The following is a 19,388-nucleotide window of genomic DNA, read 5'->3' on the forward strand; positions in this document are numbered from 1 at the left end:
CCAAAGGGGCAAATCATGGAAATGCTGGATGAACGGCAAGAGGCGGCGGCCTGGTTCCGGGCGCTGCGCGATCGCATCGTGGCGGCCTTCGAGGTGCTTGAGGATCGCGGCCCCGGCGCGGCGGCCCCCGGCCGTTTCGAGGTCCGCGCCACGGCGCGCGGCGAGGATGGCGGCGGCGGGCTGATGTCGGTCATGCGCGGCGGCCGGGTCTTTGAAAAGGTCGGCGTGAACTGGTCGGCCGTGCATGGCGAACTGTCCCCGGCCGCGCGCCAGTCCATGGCCGCGCGCGGCGTCCCGGGCCTGGACGGGGATCCGCGTTTCTGGGCCAGCGGCATCAGCCTGGTGGCCCATATGCAGAATCCGCACGCCCCGGCCGTTCACATGAATACCCGCATGTTCTGGACGCCCGGCGCCTGGTGGTTCGGCGGCGGCGCGGATCTCAACCCCTGCCTGGAAAAGCCCGGGGACACGGCCCATTTCCACGACGGGCTGCGCGCCGCCTGCGCGCCCCATGGCGCGGATTACTATGACCGGTTCAAGGCCTGGGCGGACGAGTATTTCTTTATCCCGCACCGGGGCCGGGCGCGCGGCGTCGGCGGCATCTTCTACGACGATCTGAACAGCGGCGACTGGCGCGCCGATTTCGACTTTACCCGCGCTGTGGGCGAGGCCTTCCTGCCCGCATTTCTGCCGCTGGCTGAAAAACACATGGCGCGCCCCTATGACGAGGCCGACAAGGACGCGCAGCTGATCCATCGCGGGCTCTATGCGGAATACAACCTTGTCTATGATCGCGGCACGAAATTCGGCCTCGCCACCGGCCATGACCCCGAGGCCGTGCTGATGAGCCTGCCGCCCATGGCCAAGTGGGTGTGACGATGCCGCGCTGGCCCGACCTTTATCTGATGCGGCACGGTCAGACCGTGTGGAATGCCGAGGGCCGCATGCAGGGGCGCAGCGATTCACCGCTGACGCCGCTGGGCCGCCAGCAGGCGCGGCGGCAGGCGCAGCTCGCGCGCGGGATCGACGCCGCGCGCTTCGCCAGTCCCGCCGGCCGCGCCGTCGAGACGGCGCGCATCGTCTTTGGCGATCAGGATTTCCGCCAGGACGCGCGGCTGCACGAAATAGATATCGGCGATTTTACCGGGCGCTTTCGCTCGGACCTGCGCGCCGAACGGCCCGACCTGTTCCGGCAGGGCGGGCTGGGCTGGTACGACCATGCCCCGGGCGGCGAGGGTTTCGCCGGGCTCGAGGCGCGGGTGCGCGACTTCCTGAACGATCTGGAGGGGCCGGCGCTGATCGTGACCCATGGCATCACGCTGCGCATGCTGCGGCTGATCGCCATGGATCTGCCGCTGTCGCGGCTTGAGGAAATGCCGGTGGCGCAGGGGGCGGTGCACCGGGTCGGTCGCGGCAGCCATCTGATGCTGGTCTAGGCGGGCCGGGCTTTCAGATGAAGCCCAGTTCCAGCCGGGCCTCGTCGGACATCATTTCCATGCCCCATTGCGGCTGAAATGTCATCTCGACATCGACCTGTTTCACGCCCGGCAGCGGCTCGACCGCATCGGCGACCCAGCCGGGCATCTCGCCGGCGACGGGGCAGCCGGGCGCGGTCAGCGTCATCACCACGCGCACCGCATTCTCATCGTCGATGGCGATGGTGTAGATCAGGCCCAGATCAAAGATATTGACCGGAATTTCCGGGTCATAGACCGTCTTGCAGGCCTCGACGACGCTGTCGTAAAGCGGGTGTTCCGTCGTCGACGGGGCGATCAGCAGATCGCCCTCCTTCAGGGATTCGCTGTTCATCCGGGCATGTCCTGTCAAAACCTGACACTCATATAGGAACCGGGCGCCGCCGGGTCCAGTGCGGCCGTGTTCAGAAGCGGAAGTTGAGCCGCCGCGCGACACCGATGCTGATCGAGGGCTGGTCCTTGTCCTGAACCAGCGGGCTGTCGGCGGCGTCGTTCAGCAGGCGGCCATAGCTGACCTTGCCCATCAGCGAGGTGTTGGGCGTCAGCATGTAGCGCGCCTCGACGCTGATCTCGGCGGCATAGGCCCCACCCGAAGGGTCATAGCTGCGAAAACCGCTGCTGGCGGATTCCCCGGGCGTGACACCGAAATAGGTGCCGGTGAATTCGTCATCGGCCAGTTGCAGTTCGGCCGCGGTCCAGAGCGTCAGCTTGTCGTTGGCGTCATAGCGGTATTTGGTGCCGATCTCGCCCAGCACGCCGTCATGGCCGCCAAAGCCCTTGCGCAGCGTGCCGTAGCTGGTGAACGGGCCGTTGATATAGCGCAGCATCACGCCGACCTCGCCGGCACGGTCGATATCGTCCATGCCTTCGAGATAGTCGATATCATCGGACTCGCGGTCGCCGCGATAGCCGAACGAGGGCAGCACGGCGAAGCCCTGTTTCTCACCCTCGTCGGTGCCGATGGTCAGGTTCTGCAGGATGAACCAGGGCGAGGCCTCGCCATCGTCGCCGCCCATGTAATCCGGGCCATAGGTCACCCCGAGCCCGGCGTCGAAAGAGACCTGATCCATGCCCATGAAACTCTGGGCGCCGGCCGGTGCGGTCAGCGCGGCGGCAGCGAGCAGGGCGAGGGCGGTGGTGCGGATCATTGGCGGTTCCTTGACAGTTCTGGCCAATGGCATGGGGCAACCGGCCGAGTCGGGCAAGACTGAATCCCGATTCTCACCGGAAAGTTGATCGGTGTGGCATTCATGTGCGCTCGGCGGCCTCGAGCCGTTCCAGCGCCTCCAGCCACAGGGATTCCGCGCGCTGCATCGCCTGGCTTGCCTCGGCATGTTTGCGGCCATAGGCCTCGGCTTTCTGCGCGTCGTCATAGGTGTCGGGATCGGCCATGATCGCATCCAGCTTTTCCAGCATCGCGGTCAGTTTTTCCACCCGGTCCTCGGCCTTGCGCGCCTCGGCGCGCAGGTCCAGAAGCCGCTCGCGCGAGGGGCGCGCGGCGGGCTGGGGACGGGCCGAGGGCTTCGGCTCGGGCCTTTCCTCGCCGGTCAGCAGCATGCGCCGGTAATCATCCAGATCGTCCGGCCAGGGCGCGACGCCGCCCTGATCGACCAGCCACAGCCGGTCGGCGACCAGATTCAGCAGATGCATGTCATGGCTGACCAGCACCACCGCGCCGGGAAAATCGTTCAGCGCCTCGGTCAGGGCCTCGCGGCTTTCGATGTCCAGATGGTTCGTCGGCTCGTCAAGGACCAGCAGATGCGGCGCGTCGATGGTCGCGATCAGCAGCGACAGCCGCGCCTTCTGGCCGCCGGACAACCGGCCGACACGGGTCTCGGCCTGTGCCTCCATCAGGCCGAAGCCGGCCAGCCGGGCGCGCAGTTTCGCCGGCGCCTCATGGGGGCGCAGGCGGCGGACATGATCCAGCGGCGTGTCTGTCAGCACCAGCTCATCGACCTGATGCTGGGCGAAATAGCCCACGCGCAGCTTGTTCGCGCGGGTGATCCGGCCCTCCATCGGCTCAAGCCGCTCGGCGAGCAGCTTGGACAGCGTCGATTTGCCCTGACCGTTCCGGCCCAGCAGCGCGATGCGGTCGTCCTGATCGATGCGCAGGTCCAGCCGCCGCAGCACGGCGCGGGCGCCATAGCCGACCGCGACCCCTTCCGTGTTCACGATGGGCGGCGAAAGCTGTTCGGGCTGGGGAAAGGTGAAGCGGTGGAATTTCGCCTCTTCGGGGGCGGTGATCGGCTCCATCCGGGCCAGCATCTTGATGCGGGCCTGCGCCTGCTTGGCCTTGCTGGCCTTGGCGCGGAAACGATCAACGAAGCCTTGCAGATGGGCGCGGCGGGCATCCTGTTTCTTGGCCTCGGCCGCCTGCAGGGCGCGCTTTTCGGCGCGGGCGCGGGCGAACTGGTCATAGCCGCCGCTGTACAGCGTCAGCCGCCTGTCCTCGAGATGCAGGATATGGCCGACGGCGCGGTTCAGAAGCCCCCGGTCATGGCTGATCACGATGACCGTATAGGGATAGCGGGCCAGATAGGTTTCCAGCCACAGCGCGCCTTCCAGATCCAGATAGTTGGTCGGCTCGTCCAGCAGCAGGAGGTCGGGCTGGGCAAACAGCACCCCCGCCAGCGCCACCCGCATCCGCCAGCCGCCGGAATAATCGCTGGTCGGGCGCTGCTGGTCGGCATCGGAAAAGCCCAGGCCCTTGAGGATGGTGGCGGCGCGGGCCTCGGCCGACCAGGCGTCGATATCGGCCAGCCGGGTCTGGATCTCGGCGATGCGGCCGGGATCGGTCGCGGTCGCGGTTTCCGCCATCAGGGCGGCGCGTTCGACATCGGCGTCCAGCACCGTGTCGAGCACCGTGCGCGCATTGCCTGGCGCCTCTTGCGCGACGCCGCCGATCCGGGCGCGGGCGGGCAGGGCGATCGTGCCGCCATCCAGCGACAGCTCGCCCCGGATCAGGCGGAACAGCGTGGTCTTGCCGGCGCCGTTCGGCCCCACCAGCCCGACCTTGTGCCCCGCCGGGATCGCCGCCGAGGCCTGGGCGAAGAGCGGCCTGCCGGCGATGGAATAGGATATGTCGTCGATACGCAGCATGGCGGCTGCATGGCCCAGTAATCGGATTGCGTCAATGGCGGATGGTACTTATAGAGCGGGCGTCTTTCAGGGATTGAGAGAGCGCCAGTTTCATGACCGCCAACGACCAGCCGAACATGCGCCGCCGGTTTCTCATCGTGACCCAGGCACGCAGCGGCTCCTATCATCTCACGTCGCTTCTGGACAGCGCAGGCGACGTCACCTGCCTGGGCGAGATATTCAAGCCCGACAAGGTCGAACTGCCGGCGGATATGGCCCTGAAGACGGGCTACGGCCTGCGGGATGTCGACAAGCGCAATGCCGATTACGCGGCCTATCTGGACCGGCTCATGTCAGGCTGCGACAGCCCGGTTTTCGGCTTCAAGGAGTTTCTGGACCGGATCGCGCGCTCGGGGCTTGGCCCGGCCACCCTGCGGTCGCGCGACTGGCGCAAGATCTTCCTGACCCGCAATGCGATCCGCATCTATGTATCGGCGCAGCGCGCCAGCGAAACCGGCCGCTATACCAAACGTGCGCAGGGGCCCGCGCCGCATGACAACAGGGTCATCCGTTTCGATCCCGGGCTGTTCGAATATACGCTGCGGGCCGATCGCGCGTTTCGCGACAGGTTCCGGGGGCTGAAAAGCCGCCAGCCGGCGCGGGTCACGACCATCGACTACCGCGATCTGGCCTGTCCGGAAAAGATGTCCGGGCTGCTGGGTTTCATCGGCTCGCGATCCGAGGCCGGGAAACTGCAAAGCAGCTATTACCGGCAGAACAGCATTCCGCTTGAGCAGAGCTTCGAGGATTTCGGCATCGTCCGGCGCTACATGACCGAAAACGGCCATGCCGCGCTGCTGGAGGATGCGCTGCAGCCCGGCGTCTGAGCCAGGAAGGCCGGCACGTCTTTTCAACCACCCGGCCGCGTGATACGAGCCGCGCACAAAGCCGCGCGGGCCAGTCCGCGCCAGCATCCGCGCCAACACCTGACGGAGTATCCCATGGCCACCGAACGCACCCTGTCGATCATCAAGCCCGACGCCACCAGACGCAACCTGACCGGCAAGATCAATGCCAAATTCGAGGAGGCGGGCCTGCGCATCGTCGCGCAGAAGCGTATCCACCTGTCGCCCGCCCAGGCCGGCCAGTTCTATATCGTCCACAAGGACCGTCCCTTTTACGGCGAACTGGTCGAGTTCATGGCCTCCGAGCCGGTCGTGGTCCAGGTTCTGGAAGGCGACAACGCCATTGCCACGAACCGCGAGGTGATGGGCGCGACCAATCCGGCGGATGCCGCGGCGGGCACGATCCGCAAGGAATTCGCGCTGTCGGTCGGCGAAAACTCGGTCCACGGCTCGGACGCGCCGGAAACCGCCAGGGAAGAAATCGCCTTCTTCTTCTCGGGGCTGGAACTGGTCGGCTGAAGGCCGGGAGTTCTGGAAGCCGCAAAGGCCGCCCTGAAAGGGGCGGCCTTTTTGGTGGCCGGTCGGCCGATGCGGCGAGGGCCGCGCGCGAAGCCCGGACCCTTAGCGGGCATCCTTCATGGCATCGCGCCAGTGGCGGCGGCACAGCGAGACATAGGTATCGTTGCCGCCGATCTGGACCTGTGCGCCCTCGCGCAGGGGGCGGCCCTGCGCATCCTGCCGCACCACCATGGTGGCCTTGCGGCCGCAATGGCAGATGGTGCGGACCTCGCGCAGATCGTCGGCCAGCGCGAAAAGCGCCGCCGAGCCGGGAAACAGCCGGCCGCGAAAATCGACGCGCAGCCCGTAGCACATGACCGGCTGGCCCAGATCATCCGCGACACGGGCCAGTTGGCCGACCTGGGTTTCAGTCAGAAACTGCGCCTCGTCGACAAAGATGCAGGCGGCCTCCCCGCCCTTGGCGCGGACAAGCGCAAAGAGGTCGGTATCCGCCGCGAAGGTCAGCGCGTCTTCGGCGATGCCGATGCGGCTGGCGATGCGGCCGGGGCCGGCCCGGTCATCCAGCGCCGAAGTCAGCAAGAGCGTCGTCATGCCGCGTTCGCGGTAGTTGTAGGATGCCTGCAGCAAGAGCGTGCTCTTGCCGGCATTCATCGTCGAATAGTGAAAGTAAAGCTTGGCCATGGCGGCAGATAGCCGCGACGGTCGGCGGCCCGCAAGCCGCCGCGCATCGGCGGCGACCTGCTTTTGCGCCGGGACTAGCCCTGCTGCGCCGATTTCGGCGCGCGCGAGGGGCGGCGCGCCGGGCGCTTGCGCGCCGGTCTGGCGCCGCCGGGGCCGCCCCTGCCGCGGGCCGGCTGCGGGGCCTCGGCCGGGGCCTCGCCGCCGACGACCGGGATTTTCGCCTTCATCGCCTTTTCGATGGCGCGCAGCTCGCCCAGCTCGGCCGGGCCGCAAAATGCGATGGCACGGCCGTCGCGGCCGGCGCGCGCGGTGCGGCCGATCCGGTGGACATAGTTTTCCGGCACGTTCGGCAGGTCGTAGTTATAGACATGCGCGACCTGCGGGATATCGAGGCCGCGCGCCGCGACATCGGTCGCCACCAGAACCTGGGTCTCCTCGGCGCGGAAGCTGGCGAGGGCGCGCTCGCGCTGGCCCTGGCTCTTGTTGCCGTGGATCGCGGCGACCTTGTAGCCCCATTTGTCCAGAAGCTTGGCCAGCTTTTCCGAGCCATGCTTGGTGCGGCCGAAGACAATCGCCAGTTCCCCGGAATGTTTCGAGAGATATTCGGCCAGCAGCGCCGCCTTGTCGCCCTGACTGACGAAATGCACCCCCTGGTCGATCTTGGCGGCCGCCTGTCCGGGCGGGTTCACCGCGACGCGCAGCGGGTCGTTCAGGTAGCTGTCGGCCAGTTCCGACATCAGTTTGGGCATGGTGGCGGAAAACAGCAGCGTCTGGCGTTCGCCCGGCAGCATCTTCGCGATCCGGCGCAGCGCGTGGATAAAGCCGATATCCAGCATCTGGTCGGCCTCGTCCAGCACCAGATAGCCGGTCCGGGACAGGTCGATCGCGCCGCGCTCGATCAGGTCGATCAGCCGGCCGGGCGTGGCGATCAGCACATCGACGCCGCGCTCCAGCCGCTGGATCTGGACATTGATCGAGGCGCCGCCGACGACGCGGAACTGCCGGATCGGCGTGCCCGCGGCATAGGCGTCGATATTTTCCGCGATCTGGGTCGCCAGTTCGCGCGTCGGCGCCAGGATCAGGGCGCGGCAGGTCTTTGGCTCGGGCTTGCGGCCGATATTCAGCAGCCGGGTCAGCATCGGCAGGCCGAAGGCCGCCGTCTTGCCGGTGCCGGTCTGGGCCAGGCCCAGAAGGTCGCGTCCCTCGACGATGCCGGGGATGGATTTTTCCTGGATGGGCGAGGGCGTCTCGATCCCCAGGCCGGGCAGGTTGATGGCGACGCGCGCGTCGATCCCCATGCGGGTAAAGGGCGTGTCGATATCGGGGATGGCCCGGCGGATGAATTTCTCCTCGGGCTCGTCGCGGTGGCGGCGATGGTTGGTATTGGGCTTGGCGCCGCGATTGAAGCTCGGCTTGCCGCCATGCGGGCGGCGCGGCTTGTCCGAACGGTTCGGGCGGGGATTTTCTGTCGTCATGTTCTCTTTCAACCATGGCGCCCGCGTATCGGCGCATATGGTCTGGGGCCGCGAGGAGGCGGCCGGGTTGCGAGGGGCGGGCTTGATACGGATTGCCCGCAAGCCTCCCCGCGTGAATGGGAAACCGGATTGATGTGCCGACCTCGCGCAAGCGGATCGCGCGGGCTGCTCACGCGGCAGCGGGCGGCAACGACTGGCAAATGACGGCTGCGCGGTGAAAAGTCAAGCCCTTGCGCGGCGTCATGCGCGATCGGCGCTGTCGATCCAGATCGTCACCGGCCCGTCATTGACCAGCGAGACGCGCATATCTGCGCCGAATTCGCCGGTCTCGACCGGCAGGCCAAGCCCGCGCAGGGTCTCGGCGAAACGCAGGTAGAGCGCCTCGCCGCGCGCAGGGGCCTCGGCGCCGGAAAAGCCGGGGCGGTTGCCGGTGCGGGTATCGGCGGCCAGGGTGAACTGGCTGACCACCAGAACCGCGCCCCGCAGATCGGTGACCGAGCGGTTCATCTTGCCCTCGGCGTCGCGAAAGATCCGCAGCCGCGCCACGCGGGCGGCCAGTTTCTCGGCCGCGTCATCGGTGTCGCCGCGCATGGCGCAGACCAGAACCAGAAGGCCCGGCCCGATGCGGCCGGTGCTGCGACCGTCCACGGTGACCTCGGCCTGCGCGACCCGCTGGATCAGCGCCCGCATGTCAGCTGCCCAGCACGATGCCCAGGATGACGAACATCAATCCGAAGACCGAAGCCGCCAGCGCTGCCATGTTCACCGCCACGACCCGGCGCATGATGGCGCGCATCGCTGTGTCCTCCAGCTTGCGGGCCTTGGCCCGCGCGGCGGTCGCGATGCACCAGACCAGCGCCGCAAGCCCCGCCAGGGTCAGCGCCGCACCGCCCCAGACGAGTCCGTCCCAGATCGTCATATTCCGTCTCCGACTGTCGCCCAGCGGCCTAGCGGTGATTGCACCCGCCCGCAAGACCGCTTAGTTCCTCGTGCCACAGGCAGCGGGCCGGTGCCGGCCCCGACAAGGCAAGGAAAGAGCGACAGACATGACCGATGACGCAACCTATAATGTGGCGGCTGACGAGTTGCGCCAGTTCATCGAACAGATCGAGGGCCTTGAGGCGGAAAAGAAGGACCTGACCGAGCAGATTCGCGAGATCTATTCCGAGGCCAAGGCGCGTGGCTACGACGCCAAGGCGATGCGCTCGATCGTGTCGCTGCGCAAGCGCGACAAGGACGACATCGCCGAACAGGAGGCGCTGATCGAGCTTTACAAGAACGCGCTCGGCATGGGCTGACGGCTCCGGGGGGCGGGCCGGTTTCCGGATGATCCGGCAGATGCGGCGCGGTCGGGCTAAGGCGCCCGGCCGGGCCTGTATGCCTTGCGGTCCGCCGATACGTCCTGTCGCGGCGGCAAACCGCCTGCCGGGTCAACCGGACCGGCTCGCCATAACATCGCCTGACTGTCTGATTTTTCCGGGTGTGATGGTGCTGTGAGAGAGGATTGAACTCTCGACCTCTCCCTTACCAAGGGAGTGCTCTACCACTGAGCTACCACAGCCTGCATCCTTCCAGATAGCTACCCCGAAGCTGGGTCCGGCGCAAGCGGGCTCTGGAAAAGCCCTTTCTATTCAGCAGCCTTGTGCTCCGGGTCCGATCGAAAAGTATCGCTCTGCCGCGGCTTGCTACTGCATCGTGGCGGGGCTTTAGACCGACTGCGCGGATCGTGCAAGGGGGAAGCGTCGAAAAACTGCAATTCCGCATGCCTCGGCAATCGCACGCAGAGGCAGGCGCCGCCGCTGGACGCAAGCGGTCAAGACCGCTAACAGGAAGCATGACAAAAACACCCCGCGAACCTGACAACGATTCACGCGAGGCGCGGCTCAAGGCGGCGCTGCGGGCCAATCTCGCGCGCCGCAAGGCGCAGGGGCGCGCGCGTGCATCCGACAGCGAGGCAGGGGGCGAGCAGCACGGGGCAGAGACGCCGCCAGACCGGCGCTGTCCCAATAACGAGGACTAGATGGACCAGATCATCGTAAGGGGCAACGGGCCCCTGAATGGCGAAATCCCGATTGCCGGGGCCAAGAATGCCTGTCTGGCGCTGATGCCGGCGACCCTGCTGACGGATCAGCCGCTGACCCTGACCAACGCGCCGCGCCTGTCGGATATCCGCACGATGACCGCGCTTCTGCAATCGCTGGGGGCCGAGGTCGCCAGCCTGCAGGGCGGCCAGGTGCTGGCGCTCTCCAGCCACGATCTGGACAATCACACCGCCGATTACGAGATCGTGCGCAAGATGCGGGCCTCGATCCTGGTGCTGGGGCCGATGCTGGCGCGGCATGGCCATGCGATCGTCTCGCTGCCCGGCGGCTGCGCCATTGGCGCGCGGCCGGTGGATCTGCACCTCAAGGCGCTTGAGGCGATGGGGGCCGAACTCGATCTTCGCGACGGCTATGTCCATGCCAAGGCGCCGGCCGGCGGGCTGAAAGGGGCGGTGATCGAATTCCCGCTGGTGTCGGTCGGCGCGACGGAAAACGCGCTGATGGCGGCGACGCTGGCCCGCGGCACCACCGTGATCAGGAATGCCGCGCGCGAGCCCGAGATCGTCGATCTGGCCCACTGCCTGCGTCGCATGGGCGCCGGCATCGAGGGGGAGGGCAGCTCGACCATCACCGTCGAAGGCGTCCGCGTGCTGGGCGGCGCCACGCATCCGGTGGTGACCGACCGGATCGAGCTTGGCACCTATATGCTCGCGCCTGCCATCTGCGGCGGCGAAGTCGAGTGTCTGGGTGGCCGCATCGACCTTCTGGCCGCTTTCTGCGAAAAGCTGGACGAGGCGGGGATCGACGTGACCGAGACCGATCGCGGCCTGAAGGTGGCGCGCAAGAACGGCCCTATCCGCGCGGTCGATGTCGTGACCGAGCCCTTTCCCGGCTTTCCGACCGATCTGCAGGCGCAGATGATGGCGCTTTTATGCACCGCCGAGGGCACCTCGGTTCTGGAAGAGCGGATTTTCGAGAACCGCTTCATGCACGCGCCCGAACTGGCCCGCATGGGGGCGCAGATCGATGTCCATGGTGGCCATGCCACGGTCAAGGGCGTCGGCAAGCTGCGTGGCGCGCCGGTCATGGCGACCGACCTGCGCGCCTCGGTCAGCCTGATTCTGGCGGGGCTGGCGGCCGAGGGTGAAACCACGGTCAGCCGCGTCTATCATCTGGATCGTGGCTATGAAAAGGTCGTGCGCAAGCTGCGCGGCGTGGGCGCCGATATCGAACGCATCAAGGAGACCCCCCGGCATGAATGACGCGCGTTTCGCCGATGCCGACCCGGCGCCGCTGGCGCTGATGGCAAGCGATGCCGACGATCTGACGGTGATTTCGGCGCTGGTGCAGGATTCCGTCCTGCCGGTCTCCGAGATCGCCTATGATCGGCGTCACCGTCAGCTTGCGTTGCTGCTGAACCGCTTTCGCTGGGAGGATGCCGAACATGCCCGCCGCGAGGAACGCGCCTATGAACGGGTGCGCTCGGTGCTGCTGATCTCGGATGTGCAAAAGGTGCAAAGCGATGGCATTGACCGCAAGGACGGCGATCTGATTCTCGCGCTTCTGGCACTGAAATGGCAGCCGGGCCAGGATGGCGCCGGGCGGTTGTTGCTGGAATTCTCGGGCGACGGTACGCTGGCGGTCGATGCGGAATGCCTGAATCTTGAACTGCGCGATGTCACGCGTCCCTATATCGCACCATCGCGAAAGGAACCCAGCCATCCCGGGGCATGAGCGATCGCCCGCTGCCGGCGATGTCGGAATGGATATTTATATGAAGAAGAAAGACAGCGGCTTACCGATCCGGCGCATGCTTCTTCTTCACTCAAATATCCAAATCCGGCCGGGACGAGGCGCGGTGGCGGCGGATCCTGCTCTGTTATCGCCGCTTGAGCGCCCGTGATGCAGCCGTTACCAAGGTCCAATCCCATCGAGTCCGAGCATGCCGATACATCTATCCACTCTCCAGACAGATTTCGAACGGCGTTTCGCCGGGATGCTTGCGATGAAGCGCGAGGATGCGACGGATGTGAATGAGGCCGTCGCCTCGATCATCAGCGAGGTGCGGACCAGGGGGGATGCGGCGCTTGTCGATCTGACGGCGCGTTTCGACAGGCTGGATCTGACCCCGGGCAGCCTGATTTTCTCGAAAGAGGAGATTGCCGCCGAAACGGCAAGGGTTTCGCCCGAGGATCGCGCCGCGCTGTCCCTGGCCGCCAATCGGATCCGGGCCTATCATGCGCGGCAAATGCCCGAGGGGCTCAGCTGGACCGACCCCGAGGGCGCCACGCTGGGCTGGCGCTGGACGCCTGTTTCGGCGGCCGGTCTTTATGTGCCCGGCGGGCAGGCAAGCTATCCCTCGTCGGTGCTGATGAATGCGATTCCGGCGCGGGTCGCGGGGGTCGAACGGCTGGTCATATGCGTGCCGACGCCGGACGGGATCGTAAATCCTCTGGTTCTGCTGGCTGCGGACCTGGCCGGCGTCGACGAGATCTACCGCATCGGCGGCGCGCAGGCGATCGCGGCCATGGCCTATGGCACCGAAACCATCCGCCCGGTCGACAAGATCACCGGCCCGGGCAACGCCTATGTCGCGGCGGCCAAGCGGCAGGTTTTCGGCCGGGTCGGGATCGACATGATCGCCGGACCCTCCGAGGTGCTGATCATCGCGCAGGGTGCGCAGAATCCGGAATGGCTGGCGCTGGACCTGCTTGCCCAGGCCGAACATGACGCCGATGCCCAGGCGATCCTGATCACCCCCGACGAGCCCCTGGCCCGCGCGGTCGTGGCCGAGGTCGAGCGCATCCTGCCCGGCCTGCCGCGCGCCGAGGTGGCGGCGGCCAGCTGGCGCGACTATGGCACGGTGATCGTGACCCGTGATCTGGACGAGGCGGCGGCGCTGTCCGACCGGATCGCGCCCGAACATCTCGAGCTATGCGTGGACGACCCCGAGGCCCTGGCCGGGCGCACGCATCACGCCGGAGCCATCTTTCTGGGCGGCTGGACGCCCGAGGCGGTCGGAGATTATGTCAGCGGGCCGAACCATGTCCTGCCGACGGCGCGCTCGGCGCGGTTTTCATCCGGCCTTTCCGTCATGGATTTCCTGAAACGCACCACAATCGCGCGCATGTCGCCCGCCGCGCTGGCGGCGATCGGCCCCGCCGCGGTCAGGCTGGCCGCCTCGGAGGGGTTGTCGGCGCATGGCATGTCGATATCGGCCCGGCTGGCGACCTTGAACGGGGAGGGGTGAATGAGCACGCACAGCAACCGCATCTGTCGGATCGACATCGACGACAGTGCCCTGCCGCCGCCGACCCCCGAGATGGAGCAGGACCGCCGTGTCGCGGTCTTCGACCTGCTGGAGGATAACAGCCTCAGCCTGCCCGGGCGCGAGGATCAGCCCGCCCCCGAAGGCCCCTATGCGCTGGCTCTGGCGATTCGCGACAAGCGGCTGGTCTTCGACATCGCGACCGAATCCGGCGACAGGATCGCGGAATTCCATCTGTCGCTGGGCCCGTTCCGTCAGACGGTCAAGGATTACTTCCAGATCTGCGCCAGCTATTTCGACGCGGTAAAGCGTCTGCCGCCGGCGCAGATCGAGGCGATCGACATGGCCCGGCGCGGTATCCACAACGAAGGCGCAAGGACCCTGCAGGAACGTCTTGAGGGCAAGGCCACGGTCGATATCGATACCGCGCGCCGGCTCTTCACCCTGATCTGCGCATTGCTTCAGGAGTGATTCGTGGCCGGACCGATCCCGAATTCGGTACTGTTCTGCTGCGATCACAACGCGATTCGCTCGCCCATGGCCGAGGGGATGATGAAGAAATTCTACGGCCGGGCCGCATATGTGCAGTCCGCCGGGGTGAAAAACGACATGGAGATCGACGGTTTCGCCGTCGCGGTCTGCCAGGAGATGGGGGTGGAGCTGTCACGCCACCGCTCGCGCTCGTTCGAGGAAATGCAGGCATGGGGCGACGATCTGGGCAGTTTCGATCTGATCGTGGCACTGTCCCCGGCCAGCCAGCGCATGGCGCTGGAACTAACGCGTGTCGCGCATCTCGAGGTGGAATACTGGGCGATCATGGATCCCGCGGGTCTGGCCGAGGGCCGCGAGGCCAAGCTGGCGCTTTATCGCAGCACGCGCGACCAGATTCACAAGCGCATGATCGAGCGTTTTGGCCCGCCGACCGAAATCTGAGGCGGCGCTAACGGAAAATTAGCCTATCGCTGCGATGGTATGGGAAATTCTGTCAGGAGTTTTCCGATGTCGGATACCCAGATGCTACCCAGCGACCTTGAACTGGCGATTCGCGCCGGCAGGGCGCATCGCGCCGTTCTGATCCTCGATCCGGCAGGGCGTATCGTGGCTGCGAACCAATCCTATCTGAACATGTGCGGCTATCGCCGCGACGAACTGATCAGCGAACCGGTGGACATGCTGCTCGACCGGTTCGAACGAAGACCCGGCCGGCTGGCACGGATGCTCGATATGCAGGCGGGACAGGATTGCCGGATCGACGGTCTGGGGCAGGTGTCAAAGGCAGGGCGTCATTTCAGGGTGGATGTCCGTATCTGCCCGATCCGCGACGATCAGGGCGGGGTCTGCCTGATCGCTCTGTTCATGAGCGAATCGGCCGAGGAGGAGGGACCGCTGCGTGCCCTTGCGCCGCAATTCGCGACCGGCGGCGACTGGATACTTTCCTTGCCCCGGCAGGATTCCCCGAAACAGTTTGACGAATTGGCATGCGCGGCGGGTTATGGCCAAGTCTTCGCCCGCTGCGGAAGCTGAAGGCTGTGCCGGGGATGAGGGAGGCCGCACCGCGTCGCCTGCGCCGGTCGAAGTGCCAGATGCGAATTCTGTCCGACATAACAGCCTCGCGCGAGTCTGCTGGTTGTCGATCGCATAGGGGGAAACGGGGTTTCCGGAGCACTGGGGCACAAGGATGCGGAATGCGCCCAAGCAGCACTGCGCTCTCTGGGTCTATCCGGAGGAATCCGAGCTTGGTCATGCACTAACGATCAAACTGGAAAACTCAAGTGGGGCCGATCAGGCCGCCTAGAAATCGACGACAACGGGGTCGAACGCTGTATCCGCGGGATCGCGTTGACGGAGAAAGACTCGCTCTTAGCCGGAAGCCATGACATTGCGCAGGTCTGGGCGGTCTACTACGAGAGTGTCTGTTCCTTTTGTGCATGATGGATCCGGTCCATCCTTTTTCGAAAGAAAGCATGCATGCCGATCTCGAAGGAACTGCTTGACGAACTTCTCAACGGCGTGGAGCGTCCTGAGGATCTGCTGGGCGACGCCGGGCTGATGAAAGAGCCGAAGATCAAGCTCATCGAACGGATGCTGGGTGCCGAACTGAAGACGCATCTCGGCTACGAGGACGGCAAGGAAGCCCCACCGGGTTCGGCCAGCCGCCGGAATGGCGCCTCGACCAAGGTGCTGGAGCGGCAGGATGGCGAGATGCCGGTGGCAGCGCCCCGCGACCGCGCAGAAGCCTAGAGTCTGAATTGGTGAAGACAGGCCAGACCCGGATCGACGGTATGGATGACAGGGCCACCGAACTCTCCGCCGCCGGGTTGACGGTGCGGGACATCCAGGCCCATCTGCTCGACCTCTATGGCCCGAAGGTTCCGCCCGACCTGTGATCATCCGGGTCGCCGATGCTGTCATGGATCAGGTCCGGGAATGGCAGAGCCGGTCGCTGGAGCGGATGTACCCGATCGTGATCTTCGACGCGCTGCGGGTGAATGTCCGCGATGCCGACAGCCCGGCGATGAAGGGCAAGCCTGCAAGACGCCACGGTACTTCGACCGCCAGGTCGCAGAGTTCCAGGTCCGTGTCGCCGTCCTGAACGGCTTCACCGCGCGCGGCACGCCCATCACAGAGGTCGCGGGATAGAACTGTCCGGGGAAAGGGGAAGTCCGCTCAGCAGCCGATTTGTGCAACAGAGTCCTGCCAACGTGCTGGGCACCGCGATCACCTATGATTGCACCTCTCTCAGCACCACCGATGCCCCGGTGATCCGCAATGCGTAAGCTGGCACCGCCCACCATGCCCCGAGAGGGAGCAAGCGCCGATGAACTCGGCCGGACCCTTGCCGCGCTTCTGGACTGGATCGTGAAAGCCCGTATTGCCGACCTCCTAGAGGCCGGGCTCTCCCATGCCGACGTGTTCAAGCTGGTGCGGGTGGCCGACGATTACCGCAAGGGGGAGTTTGGCCCCGAAACTCTGGCGACGATCCACGACCTTGCCGGGAAGCTGGACAACGTGGACGTGTTCAGAAAACCGGCTTGAAATGCGGGGTGAGAGTAACGACAATTCCCCATGTTGGGCCGTCATTTGCCTATGATGAACTTTGCAACCACCCAGACACCGGCCCAAAGGACTGCCGTGGGAAAGAGGACGATCTTGGCGACAAGGAGCCATTCGTCTTCTGAGATACGATAACCAAACGGCTCGAAAACAAGCACATAAGCGACGACCACAACCGCCCAGAAGACTGGCCCAATCAAGATAAGCCTTGCCCACGGTCCAGCTCTGCCGAGGTTGTCTTGGACCAAAAGGAATATCTCGGGGCCAGCTTTTAGGCCGACGAATGCGGCTATGAACGGTAAGAAGAACACGGCGATGGGTGCCCGAAACCGAACGTGGTTTACGTCAAAAAGCGCCAAGGCGAACTGAAGAATGAAGTAAAGAGCCGCCAGCGCCAAACAGCCGAGCAAGAAGCCAACCATTGCCCCGAGAAGTCGATAGCCTAGCTGTGCCAAGATTTGCCCCCAATATCTCGATTTCAAACACGTTCATCACGTAGGCAGAACGTCGCTCGCTCTTATCCCCAGATCAAGTGATTTGCTTTGAGGCTTAACGGCAACATCGGAAATGGTGCCTACTATTTGCCTACTAACGCCAAACACCCCGAACCAGCTCGCTGAGGTCTCTCGCAAATTATTGATTCACTCGGTGATTTTGGCTCCGGCGGTAGGGATCGAACCTACGACCAATTGATTAACAGTCTATTTTCACCACATATCACGCCATAACGGTGTAAAACGGTCATTCCACAAAATACCCAGAAATCACAGCTTTTATTGACATTTTCGGTTCTCATTGTCTAACACCGGGGAACGGTGGCTATCCGCTACCCTGTTCCCCAGACTGTTCCCCAGAGGACAAATTGACATGAAGCTGACCGCCGCGACCGTCGATAAGATGCAACCGACCGACAAGCGCCAAGAAGTTCCCGACAGCCTTTGCACGGGGCTTTACCTTGTGGTGCAGCCCACCGGCAAAAAGGGGTGGCAGGTGCGATACCGGCATGGCGGCACACACCGCCGTATGTCCCTGGGCGCTTATCCTGTCCTTTCGCTGGCTGATGCGCGCCAGCGGGCACGGGACACACTGGCGGCCGCATCAGAGGGGCGCGACCCGGCCGAGGAAGTAAGGGCAGCGAAAGCCCCCAAGCCCCAGGATGACCGCGACAAGATCAGGGTTCTGATCGGCCAATATCACAAGCGCCACCTGTCCAGCCTGAAAAGCGGCCATCTGGTACGCAGGGAACTGGATCGCTTTGTCGTCGCCGAATGGGGCGACCGGGACATTCACGACATTGCCCGGCGCGACGTGATCGACCTGCTGGACGGCATCGCGGACAGCGGGCGCGTGGTGACGGCAAACCGTGTCCGAGCCTATCTGAACAAGTTCCTGAACTGGTGTGTCGAGCGTGACATTATCCCCATGTCGCCAGCAACGGGCGTCAAGCCGGCGGCGAAGGAAGCCAGCCGGGACCGGGTTCTGACTGACGACGAAATCCGCTGGTTCTGGAATGCCTGCGATGCCGAGGGCTTCCCCTGGGGGCCGCTTGGCAAGGTGCTGTTGCTGACCGGCCAGAGGTTGAATGAGGCGGCGCAGATCACGGATAACGAAATCCGGGGCGATCTATGGCATCTGTCAGCCGACCGAACGAAAAATGGACGGGCGCACGACGTGCCGCTGTCTGTGGCCGTGCGCGACGTTCTGGCGGGCGTGGATCGCATCGCCGGTAAGCCGGGCTATATCTTCACTACCACCGGCACGACGCCTGTCAGCGGCTTTTACAAGGCACGGGCCACATTGGCCGAGGCGATGGAAAAGGCTGCGTCAGAAGATCGGGGCGAGTCGGTTGAGATACCCCGCTGGACCTTCCACGACCTTCGCAGGACTGCCGCAACCGGCATGGCGCGGCTCGGCATTCCGGTGCGCGTCACCGAGGCCGTGCTAAACCATGTGAGCGGAACGGGAGGCGGAATTGTAGGAGTGTACCAGCGCCACGACTATGCCGACGAGAAGCGGGCCGCTTTGGAGGCGTGGGCGAGCCGCGTCACGCAGCTTGTCGAAGGCAGTGCGGTCAACGTCGTGCAGTTGTCGGGGGCGCGGTAATGCTATTTAGCAGGGTGATGGTCGTGGGAAGTGTCGCGCCGCACGATATACGCAAGGGCACCAGCAATCGCCAAGCCGGCAACGGGCGTCATAAGAACGGCGATGATCTGCATCGTGGTCATTCTTCAAGCCTTCCAAGCATCCATCTACCTATCATATGTAGGGCAAAGGCCCCCAAAAAGCAACTAAACGTGACGATCACAGAGGCGACGGACATCTTGGCCGCAGGATCGAGCGCCTTCACGGCCTGCGTCAGCCCGCCGACCGCAAAGACTGCGATGGCGATGCCATTGATGAATGTTGCCGTCAGTTTCGTACGTTCGTTACGGATCAAGCTCATGGCTCTCGCTATGCGATGCCGGCGAGCCTTTGGCAAGCCGGGCAATGCCCTGCGGATCGGGGGGCGGTGATGGATTTTGGCAAGACGTCGGGCGAGATGATCCAAGCGAGGCTTGAGACGCTCATACGACAGATCGAGGCAGTCGGATATGGAGCCACCACGAGCTACTGGGTGGGCGATGTTGTCACTGAGCGCCAACTAAAAGATGACCTTGCGAGCGGTCGCACACATTGGACCACAGCGCTCGCCCGCGCGCGGTCTGGCATCCGCGCACTGGATGACGAAAATTATGATTTAGCCCTGGATTATTTATTAGAGGCCAACAGCCTCGCGATTGCCGCGCTGGGTCTGAGGCTGTCCCGAGTTCGAGAACAAGAGGGTTTGAAATTGTTGGCGAAGCCCGCAAAACGGCGCGGGAGGCCCAAAAAAGCCCTAGACTGAAAAAAAG

General features: G+C 64.8%; 24 protein-coding genes, 1 tRNA gene and 2 pseudogenes. 17 read left to right on the forward strand and 10 right to left on the reverse strand.

Annotated features, from left to right (window positions below; genetic code table 11):
• Positions 1 to 15: 15 nt before the first annotated feature.
• Positions 16 to 876, forward strand: coding sequence for an oxygen-dependent coproporphyrinogen oxidase (hemF, locus tag IT41_RS07855; protein WP_036740112.1), 861 nt, complete (start codon positions 16 to 18; stop codon positions 874 to 876).
• Between the two features lie 2 nt (positions 877 to 878).
• Positions 879 to 1,436 (forward strand): histidine phosphatase family protein, encoded by a 558-nt coding sequence (locus IT41_RS07860; RefSeq protein ID WP_036740113.1) that lies wholly within the window; start codon positions 879 to 881, stop codon positions 1,434 to 1,436.
• A 13-nt stretch (positions 1,437 to 1,449) separates the two neighbouring features.
• Here the strand turns inward: IT41_RS07860 and IT41_RS07865 are convergent, their stop codons facing one another.
• The 3 genes from IT41_RS07865 to IT41_RS07875 form a co-directional block, all read right to left on the reverse strand.
• Positions 1,450 to 1,809 carry an SUF system Fe-S cluster assembly protein gene (locus IT41_RS07865; RefSeq protein WP_036740114.1) on the reverse strand — a complete coding sequence of 120 codons (360 nt, stop codon included), beginning with the start codon at positions 1,807 to 1,809 and terminating at the stop codon, positions 1,450 to 1,452.
• Positions 1,810 to 1,879: 70 nt separating this feature from the next.
• A complete protein-coding gene (locus IT41_RS07870; protein WP_036740115.1) occupies positions 1,880 to 2,623 on the reverse strand; it encodes a MipA/OmpV family protein in 744 nt (247 codons plus the stop codon).
• Between the two features lie 100 nt (positions 2,624 to 2,723).
• Positions 2,724 to 4,574, reverse strand: coding sequence for an ABC-F family ATP-binding cassette domain-containing protein (locus tag IT41_RS07875; RefSeq protein WP_036740116.1), 1,851 nt, complete (start codon positions 4,572 to 4,574; stop codon positions 2,724 to 2,726).
• 92 nt (positions 4,575 to 4,666) lie between these two features.
• Here IT41_RS07875 and IT41_RS07880 point away from each other — a divergent pair, with 92 nt between their 5' ends.
• Together IT41_RS07880 and ndk are read left to right on the forward strand one after the other, a co-directional pair.
• On the forward strand, positions 4,667 to 5,440 hold the full coding sequence (locus IT41_RS07880) for a hypothetical protein (protein WP_036740117.1): 774 nt from the start codon (positions 4,667 to 4,669) through the stop codon (positions 5,438 to 5,440).
• 114 nt (positions 5,441 to 5,554) lie between these two features.
• A complete protein-coding gene (gene ndk, locus IT41_RS07885) occupies positions 5,555 to 5,977 on the forward strand; it encodes a nucleoside-diphosphate kinase (protein ID WP_036740118.1) in 423 nt (140 codons plus the stop codon).
• A 102-nt stretch (positions 5,978 to 6,079) separates the two neighbouring features.
• Here the strand turns inward: ndk and IT41_RS07890 are convergent, their stop codons facing one another.
• From IT41_RS07890 to IT41_RS07905, 4 genes are all read right to left on the reverse strand, one after another.
• On the reverse strand, positions 6,080 to 6,658 hold the full coding sequence (locus tag IT41_RS07890; RefSeq protein WP_036740119.1) for a thymidine kinase: 579 nt from the start codon (positions 6,656 to 6,658) through the stop codon (positions 6,080 to 6,082).
• Positions 6,659 to 6,732: 74 nt separating this feature from the next.
• Positions 6,733 to 8,172 carry a DEAD/DEAH box helicase gene (locus tag IT41_RS07895; RefSeq protein ID WP_036740218.1) on the reverse strand — a complete coding sequence of 480 codons (1,440 nt, stop codon included), beginning with the start codon at positions 8,170 to 8,172 and terminating at the stop codon, positions 6,733 to 6,735.
• A gap of 201 nt (positions 8,173 to 8,373) precedes the next feature.
• Complete coding sequence (dtd, locus tag IT41_RS07900) at positions 8,374 to 8,823, reverse strand: D-aminoacyl-tRNA deacylase (protein WP_036740120.1); 450 nt, start codon at positions 8,821 to 8,823, stop codon at positions 8,374 to 8,376.
• 1 nt (position 8,824) lies between these two features.
• The gene (locus IT41_RS07905; protein WP_175496368.1) at positions 8,825 to 9,052 is read right to left on the reverse strand and encodes a hypothetical protein; all 228 of its coding nucleotides are present in this window, start codon (positions 9,050 to 9,052) and stop codon (positions 8,825 to 8,827) included.
• 127 nt (positions 9,053 to 9,179) lie between these two features.
• On the opposite strand from IT41_RS07905, the gene IT41_RS07910 reads away from it, so the two are divergent.
• Positions 9,180 to 9,431 carry a DUF2312 domain-containing protein gene (locus tag IT41_RS07910; protein ID WP_036740121.1) on the forward strand — a complete coding sequence of 84 codons (252 nt, stop codon included), beginning with the start codon at positions 9,180 to 9,182 and terminating at the stop codon, positions 9,429 to 9,431.
• A 188-nt stretch (positions 9,432 to 9,619) separates the two neighbouring features.
• On the opposite strand, the gene IT41_RS07915 is transcribed toward IT41_RS07910, so the two are convergent.
• Positions 9,620 to 9,694 (reverse strand) — tRNA-Thr (locus tag IT41_RS07915).
• Positions 9,695 to 9,967: 273 nt separating this feature from the next.
• On the opposite strand from IT41_RS07915, the gene IT41_RS19870 reads away from it, so the two are divergent.
• From IT41_RS19870 to IT41_RS07955, 10 genes and pseudogenes are all read left to right on the forward strand, one after another.
• Positions 9,968 to 10,153 (forward strand): hypothetical protein, encoded by a 186-nt coding sequence (locus tag IT41_RS19870; RefSeq protein ID WP_074947995.1) that lies wholly within the window; start codon positions 9,968 to 9,970, stop codon positions 10,151 to 10,153.
• Complete coding sequence (murA, locus tag IT41_RS07920; protein WP_036740122.1) at positions 10,154 to 11,437, forward strand: UDP-N-acetylglucosamine 1-carboxyvinyltransferase; 1,284 nt, start codon at positions 10,154 to 10,156, stop codon at positions 11,435 to 11,437. It abuts the gene before it with no gap.
• Complete coding sequence (locus tag IT41_RS07925; protein ID WP_036740123.1) at positions 11,430 to 11,909, forward strand: DUF2948 family protein; 480 nt, start codon at positions 11,430 to 11,432, stop codon at positions 11,907 to 11,909. Before murA ends, IT41_RS07925 begins: the two co-directional genes overlap by 8 nt.
• Positions 11,910 to 12,117: 208 nt before the next feature.
• Positions 12,118 to 13,425: a histidinol dehydrogenase gene (gene hisD / locus IT41_RS07930; RefSeq protein WP_036740124.1), complete on the forward strand. Its 1,308-nt coding sequence runs from the start codon at positions 12,118 to 12,120 to the stop codon at positions 13,423 to 13,425.
• Positions 13,426 to 13,914, forward strand: a complete 489-nt coding sequence (locus IT41_RS07935; protein ID WP_036740125.1) for a UPF0262 family protein — start codon at positions 13,426 to 13,428, stop codon at positions 13,912 to 13,914.
• A gap of 3 nt (positions 13,915 to 13,917) precedes the next feature.
• Positions 13,918 to 14,376, forward strand: a complete 459-nt coding sequence (locus IT41_RS07940) for an arsenate-mycothiol transferase ArsC (RefSeq protein ID WP_036740126.1) — start codon at positions 13,918 to 13,920, stop codon at positions 14,374 to 14,376.
• Between the two features lie 66 nt (positions 14,377 to 14,442).
• Positions 14,443 to 14,967 carry a PAS domain-containing protein gene (locus IT41_RS07945; RefSeq protein WP_052081343.1) on the forward strand — a complete coding sequence of 175 codons (525 nt, stop codon included), beginning with the start codon at positions 14,443 to 14,445 and terminating at the stop codon, positions 14,965 to 14,967.
• Positions 14,968 to 15,411: 444 nt separating this feature from the next.
• Positions 15,412 to 15,970 (forward strand): annotated as a pseudogene (locus tag IT41_RS22170) (transposase); the annotation flags it as partial.
• A gap of 14 nt (positions 15,971 to 15,984) precedes the next feature.
• A pseudogene (locus IT41_RS20660) lies at positions 15,985 to 16,083 on the forward strand (IS5/IS1182 family transposase); the annotation flags it as partial.
• 129 nt (positions 16,084 to 16,212) lie between these two features.
• Positions 16,213 to 16,479 carry a hypothetical protein gene (locus IT41_RS07955; protein WP_036740128.1) on the forward strand — a complete coding sequence of 89 codons (267 nt, stop codon included), beginning with the start codon at positions 16,213 to 16,215 and terminating at the stop codon, positions 16,477 to 16,479.
• A gap of 41 nt (positions 16,480 to 16,520) precedes the next feature.
• Here the strand turns inward: IT41_RS07955 and IT41_RS07960 are convergent, their stop codons facing one another.
• On the reverse strand, positions 16,521 to 16,952 hold the full coding sequence (locus tag IT41_RS07960; RefSeq protein ID WP_139221583.1) for a hypothetical protein: 432 nt from the start codon (positions 16,950 to 16,952) through the stop codon (positions 16,521 to 16,523).
• A 412-nt stretch (positions 16,953 to 17,364) separates the two neighbouring features.
• On the opposite strand from IT41_RS07960, the gene IT41_RS07970 reads away from it, so the two are divergent.
• Positions 17,365 to 18,600: a tyrosine-type recombinase/integrase gene (locus tag IT41_RS07970; protein WP_036740131.1), complete on the forward strand. Its 1,236-nt coding sequence runs from the start codon at positions 17,365 to 17,367 to the stop codon at positions 18,598 to 18,600.
• Between the two features lie 118 nt (positions 18,601 to 18,718).
• Here IT41_RS07970 and IT41_RS07975 read toward each other — a convergent pair whose 3' ends face one another.
• A complete protein-coding gene (locus IT41_RS07975) occupies positions 18,719 to 18,940 on the reverse strand; it encodes a hypothetical protein (RefSeq protein WP_036740132.1) in 222 nt (73 codons plus the stop codon).
• A gap of 69 nt (positions 18,941 to 19,009) precedes the next feature.
• Here IT41_RS07975 and IT41_RS07980 point away from each other — a divergent pair, with 69 nt between their 5' ends.
• Positions 19,010 to 19,381, forward strand: coding sequence for a hypothetical protein (locus IT41_RS07980; RefSeq protein WP_036740134.1), 372 nt, complete (start codon positions 19,010 to 19,012; stop codon positions 19,379 to 19,381).
• Positions 19,382 to 19,388 lie beyond the last annotated feature (7 nt).

The organism is Paracoccus halophilus, from assembly GCF_000763905.1.
Lineage (GTDB): Bacteria > Pseudomonadota > Alphaproteobacteria > Rhodobacterales > Rhodobacteraceae > Paracoccus > Paracoccus halophilus.

What these genes read in the sequence shown, in the direction of transcription:
- murA (WP_036740122.1), top strand. Translation starts at nt 10,154, where the DNA reads ATGGACCAGATCATCGTAAGGGGCAACGGGCCCCTGAATGGCGAAATC.
- IT41_RS07860 (WP_036740113.1), top strand. Translation starts at nt 879, where the DNA reads ATGCCGCGCTGGCCCGACCTTTATCTGATGCGGCACGGTCAGACCGTG.
- IT41_RS07945 (WP_052081343.1), top strand. Translation starts at nt 14,443, where the DNA reads ATGTCGGATACCCAGATGCTACCCAGCGACCTTGAACTGGCGATTCGC.
- IT41_RS19870 (WP_074947995.1), top strand. Translation starts at nt 9,968, where the DNA reads ATGACAAAAACACCCCGCGAACCTGACAACGATTCACGCGAGGCGCGG.
- IT41_RS07890 (WP_036740119.1), bottom strand. Translation starts at nt 6,658, where the DNA reads ATGGCCAAGCTTTACTTTCACTATTCGACGATGAATGCCGGCAAGAGC.
- IT41_RS07925 (WP_036740123.1), top strand. Translation starts at nt 11,430, where the DNA reads ATGAATGACGCGCGTTTCGCCGATGCCGACCCGGCGCCGCTGGCGCTG.
- hisD (WP_036740124.1), top strand. Translation starts at nt 12,118, where the DNA reads ATGCCGATACATCTATCCACTCTCCAGACAGATTTCGAACGGCGTTTC.
- ndk (WP_036740118.1), top strand. Translation starts at nt 5,555, where the DNA reads ATGGCCACCGAACGCACCCTGTCGATCATCAAGCCCGACGCCACCAGA.
- IT41_RS07970 (WP_036740131.1), top strand. Translation starts at nt 17,365, where the DNA reads ATGAAGCTGACCGCCGCGACCGTCGATAAGATGCAACCGACCGACAAG.
- dtd (WP_036740120.1), bottom strand. Translation starts at nt 8,823, where the DNA reads ATGCGGGCGCTGATCCAGCGGGTCGCGCAGGCCGAGGTCACCGTGGAC.
- IT41_RS07865 (WP_036740114.1), bottom strand. Translation starts at nt 1,809, where the DNA reads ATGAACAGCGAATCCCTGAAGGAGGGCGATCTGCTGATCGCCCCGTCG.
- IT41_RS07870 (WP_036740115.1), bottom strand. Translation starts at nt 2,623, where the DNA reads ATGATCCGCACCACCGCCCTCGCCCTGCTCGCTGCCGCCGCGCTGACC.
- IT41_RS07875 (WP_036740116.1), bottom strand. Translation starts at nt 4,574, where the DNA reads ATGCTGCGTATCGACGACATATCCTATTCCATCGCCGGCAGGCCGCTC.
- IT41_RS07980 (WP_036740134.1), top strand. Translation starts at nt 19,010, where the DNA reads ATGGATTTTGGCAAGACGTCGGGCGAGATGATCCAAGCGAGGCTTGAG.
- hemF (WP_036740112.1), top strand. Translation starts at nt 16, where the DNA reads ATGGAAATGCTGGATGAACGGCAAGAGGCGGCGGCCTGGTTCCGGGCG.
- IT41_RS07910 (WP_036740121.1), top strand. Translation starts at nt 9,180, where the DNA reads ATGACCGATGACGCAACCTATAATGTGGCGGCTGACGAGTTGCGCCAG.
- IT41_RS07935 (WP_036740125.1), top strand. Translation starts at nt 13,426, where the DNA reads ATGAGCACGCACAGCAACCGCATCTGTCGGATCGACATCGACGACAGT.
- IT41_RS07955 (WP_036740128.1), top strand. Translation starts at nt 16,213, where the DNA reads ATGCGTAAGCTGGCACCGCCCACCATGCCCCGAGAGGGAGCAAGCGCC.
- IT41_RS07975 (WP_036740132.1), bottom strand. Translation starts at nt 18,940, where the DNA reads ATGAGCTTGATCCGTAACGAACGTACGAAACTGACGGCAACATTCATC.
- IT41_RS07880 (WP_036740117.1), top strand. Translation starts at nt 4,667, where the DNA reads ATGACCGCCAACGACCAGCCGAACATGCGCCGCCGGTTTCTCATCGTG.
- IT41_RS07905 (WP_175496368.1), bottom strand. Translation starts at nt 9,052, where the DNA reads ATGACGATCTGGGACGGACTCGTCTGGGGCGGTGCGGCGCTGACCCTG.